The 3,789-nt window shown below is 42.2% G+C and carries 5 protein-coding genes; 3 read left to right on the forward strand and 2 right to left on the reverse strand.

Going from position 1 to position 3,789, the window contains the following annotated elements; translation table 11 throughout:
- The coding region (locus RMY63_RS41345) for a type II toxin-antitoxin system ParD family antitoxin (RefSeq protein WP_322734218.1) at positions 1-387 on the forward strand (387 nt) is incomplete at its 5' end.
- Positions 387-632 carry a type II toxin-antitoxin system RelE/ParE family toxin gene (locus RMY63_RS41350; protein WP_322734219.1) on the forward strand — a complete coding sequence of 82 codons (246 nt, stop codon included), beginning with the start codon at positions 387-389 and terminating at the stop codon, positions 630-632. The genes RMY63_RS41345 and RMY63_RS41350, both read left to right, overlap by 1 nt.
- A gap of 185 nt (positions 633-817) precedes the next feature.
- Here RMY63_RS41350 and RMY63_RS41355 read toward each other — a convergent pair whose 3' ends face one another.
- Positions 818-1,849, reverse strand: coding sequence for a hypothetical protein (locus RMY63_RS41355; protein WP_322734220.1), 1,032 nt, complete (start codon positions 1,847-1,849; stop codon positions 818-820).
- 162 nt (positions 1,850-2,011) lie between these two features.
- Between RMY63_RS41355 and moaA the strand changes: the two genes are divergently transcribed.
- On the forward strand, positions 2,012-2,998 hold the full coding sequence (gene moaA, locus RMY63_RS41360) for a GTP 3',8-cyclase MoaA (protein ID WP_322734221.1): 987 nt from the start codon (positions 2,012-2,014) through the stop codon (positions 2,996-2,998).
- Positions 2,999-3,036: 38 nt separating this feature from the next.
- Here moaA and RMY63_RS41365 read toward each other — a convergent pair whose 3' ends face one another.
- Positions 3,037-3,462 (reverse strand): GFA family protein, encoded by a 426-nt coding sequence (locus RMY63_RS41365; RefSeq protein WP_322734222.1) that lies wholly within the window; start codon positions 3,460-3,462, stop codon positions 3,037-3,039.
- Positions 3,463-3,789: the final 327 nt, after the last annotated feature.

The raw sequence follows: 3,789 nt of genomic DNA on the forward strand, positions 1-3,789 counted from the left end.
TTTTATTCTTCTACCACTTTTTTATGCCGTATTTATATTTCGGATAGGTCTATTGCCTATTCTCTACTTCGTCTTCTGGATAGAATAAGAATACCTTTAGCAAAAATTATAGTAGAAACAATGAATGTATCATTAACTCCAGAGCTTGAGCAGTTTATCCAAAGTCAGGTTGAAAGCGGTAAATACTCCTCGTCCGAAGAAGTGATTCTGGCAGCTATCAAGCAATTGGAAGTAAGAGAAAACATCTACAAGGGACGATTTGAGGAGTTACAACGCTCGATTATGATTGGTGTTGAAGCTTCCGAACGAGGAGAGCTTATTGATAGTGAAATAGTTTTCCAGCAACTGCAACAGAAGCTACAACAGCGCCGGGAACAGGCTAGTTAATGAGTAATATTTGCTCTTTTACTGTTCTGGCTAGTCGAGATATTGAGAGTATTATCGATTTTATTGCTGATAGCAATGGTTTGGATGCAGCGGATAGATTTCTCAATAAAATCAACGGTAAGTGTAATAATTTAGCAATGTTTCCCAGCATGGGGCATAAGCGGTCTGAGCTTTTACCTTCATTGCGGAGCTTTCCAGTTGATGATTATTTAATATTTTATCGCCCAATTGAAACCGGAATTTAAATTCTGCGAGTGGTTAGTGGCTATCGTGATTTAGATGCGCTTTTTGATCAGCCAGACGATGAGTGAATGTCATATTAGATGACCCACAAACCCAAACTTATCCCCAATGAAGGTAAAGAGGAGAGCAGGAGAAGAATAATTCCTAACTCCTAACTCCTAACTCTTAACTCTCTACTCCCCACTCCCTAACTCGTCTCCTGAATTTGCAAACGTACAGTGTGTTCAGTCGCACCACTAAGTTGCAATTCCATGATTTCACCACCCAGAGGTTCCAAGCAAGTCAGGAGCGATCGCAAGTTGGGTGTACTTGCACCAGTATCTACATATAATCGATCTGCTAAATTACCGATTCGTTTCCAAGTCATGTACAATTTAGCGATCGTTTGTTCAATTTGCGATGCTTGATTTACCAAATCAGCAGCAATGCTCAAACAGCCGACCCTTTGGGCTTCTTCTAAAGCTGTTTCAATATCAACATTTTCTTGTGTTAGCGCCTGAACTTGAGCCGCCCCTTTAAGATATTTAGCCAAGTTACGCGCTTCGGTAGTTACCTGTTTCAGGGTATCCACATCAGGATTGGCAGCTATTTCCTTTTGGATAAACTTTTGATGCGATTCTGGCAGTTTTTCCATTTCCTTCACCAGTGGGGCGATGTAGCGCGGGGGAAGGGTGTTATCGGCGGCTTTTTCTTTAACTGCTTCAGGTAATAAATCTGAGGACATGGCTGTCCATTCATCATTGAGTTGACGCACTTCCCGCCTAGTGATGCGATCGCCTTTTTGAGCGGCTTCACTCACCATCTGTTGCACTTCTGGGACTGCTTTGGAGGTTTCGACAAATGCCCGTTTGCTGAAGTTATTCACAGATCCGGGGTCAAGTTTACCGTCTTCAATCAGAGTATCAGCACTATTCGCCAATTGAATCCAAGAGTATGCTTGACTTTTGCTGATTTCCCGCTCTTTTAGCCATCGGAGAAAGCCAGTACCGCGTCCGTCACCACCCACTTTTTCTCTGTCGCGGATCGCCCGTAAAATTCGCCCCCGCCAGATTTCAGTTTGCAAATCAAAGCGATCGCATACCTGCCAAGCTATTTCTAGCTGCTGTTGAAAATCTGACTCTAGAATCTGTTCATCTTCTGGATCGGGCAGTTCAAAGCTGATATCGGCTGGCTGTTGTAAGGCAGCAGCAAGGTCGTTGATGGAGTCGGTATCTTGCACGATTGATGACTAACTAGTGGATGCGATCGGCTTATTATGCCACAATCTGTGGACTCTCACTTAAGGGGGAGTACGGTATTTTGAGTTACAACAAAGATAGTAAGAAGGGGTAAACCACCTTTGTAAAGTCTTTAATTAATCAGAGACAATAAAAATAAAACGATGAACCAGGTAGACTACCTCCGCATTAGCTTAATTGATCGCTGCAATTTTCGTTGTCAGTACTGTATGCCAGAAGGAGTAGAACTTGATTATATTCTCAAGCAACAGCTGTTAACTTATGAGGAACTACTCACCTTAATTCAAGAAGTATTTATTCCAGTAGGCTTTACCCGATTTCGGTTGACTGGGGGTGAACCTTTATTGCGTCCACGTGTGGTGGATTTGGTCAGGGCGATCGCAACTTTACCCCAAACTCAAGACCTCTCAATGACCACTAACGGGTTTTTGCTGGCTCCGATGGCACAAAACCTTTACAATGCTGGTTTGCGACGGATTAATATTAGTCTGGACTCTCTCGATCCCGACATTTTTGATCAAATTATTGGTAATCAGGGGCGTTCTCGTTGGCAACAAGTTTGGCAGGGGATTCAAGCTGCCCATCAAGTCGGATTCGACCCCCTGAAGCTGAATGTGGTGGTGATTCCTGGCGTTAACGACCACGAAGTTTTAGATTTAGCTGCCCTGACAATTGAGAAACAGTGGCACGTTCGATTTATTGAATTTATGCCCATTGGTAATATGCATTTATTTGGCGATCGCGGTTGGGTATCTTCAGCTGATTTACGAGAACGTATTCGCGATCGCTGGGGCTTGACAGAATCACAAGTTCGTGGTGCTGGCCCTGCTGATGTCTTTCAAATTCCTGGTGCGAAGGGGACACTAGGATTTATTAGTCAAATGTCGGAATGTTTTTGCGATCGTTGTAACCGGATGCGCCTGAGTGCCGATGGCTGGCTGCGTCCCTGTTTATTGAATGAAACTGGTCAAATAGATTTAAAAACTGCTCTACGTTCTGGTGTCAGCACCGCTCAATTACAAGACCAGGTTAGACATTTACTCAAAATCAAGCCAGAAATTAACTTTAAACAACGTGATTCTGGTAATTTAGGTACATATACCCGCACCATGTCACAAATTGGCGGATGAAAATAGTTATGAGTTTAAGGTACTTTACTTTTTACTGCTTACTCTGGAGGTGTAAACTGTGCAAATAGCTCTGCCGCTGTCAGGTTTTTGGTAGAGTTAGCAAAACAGTAATATTCAGGCTTTTCATCAATGAATACCTGATGGTCAAAAACAAGACCTTCACAGTTATCGAATAGTCCAACAGGCATAAAGTACTGATTATTTTGTTTAAATTTGTAAAATAGATGACTACCGCACTGATTACAGAATCCACGCTCTGCCCATTCTGAAGATTGATAAACTGTTATATTCTCTTCACCAGAGAAATTAACATCACTTTTACACTCAACTACTAATAAAGGCCCTCCACCCCAATTACGACACATGCTACAATGACACGCTCCCACCTGATTACTCATACTGGTTGTGGAGACACTTACCGCTCCACACAGACAGCTACCTTTTGCAATGCTCAAATTAGACATATTTTTTTCTCCAATCCAATCTCAGATTAAAAGTGTTGGCATTATTTAGTCTACAGGCTAATATGATTAATCTAACCGCTTCACAGGCGCTGATTAAAATCAGCATTAATATTACTCTCTAAGTACAGGTCATCATAAAAAAGGTGCGGAAATTAAGCTGCGATCGCACCCTTGATTCATCAATCAGTTGTTGGAGAATCACCCACTCTTCATTGCTCAGGTTTTGTAGGGACAGCCCTGATAGATTCAGTTCTCATGTTTGCTCATTTCCATGTAAGTAAGTCGGCGCGAAAAAACTAAACTATGTAAAGATAAATAAATACGGAG

Source organism: Nostoc sp. ChiQUE01b, from assembly GCF_034531255.1.
Lineage (GTDB): Bacteria > Cyanobacteriota > Cyanobacteriia > Cyanobacteriales > Nostocaceae > Nostoc.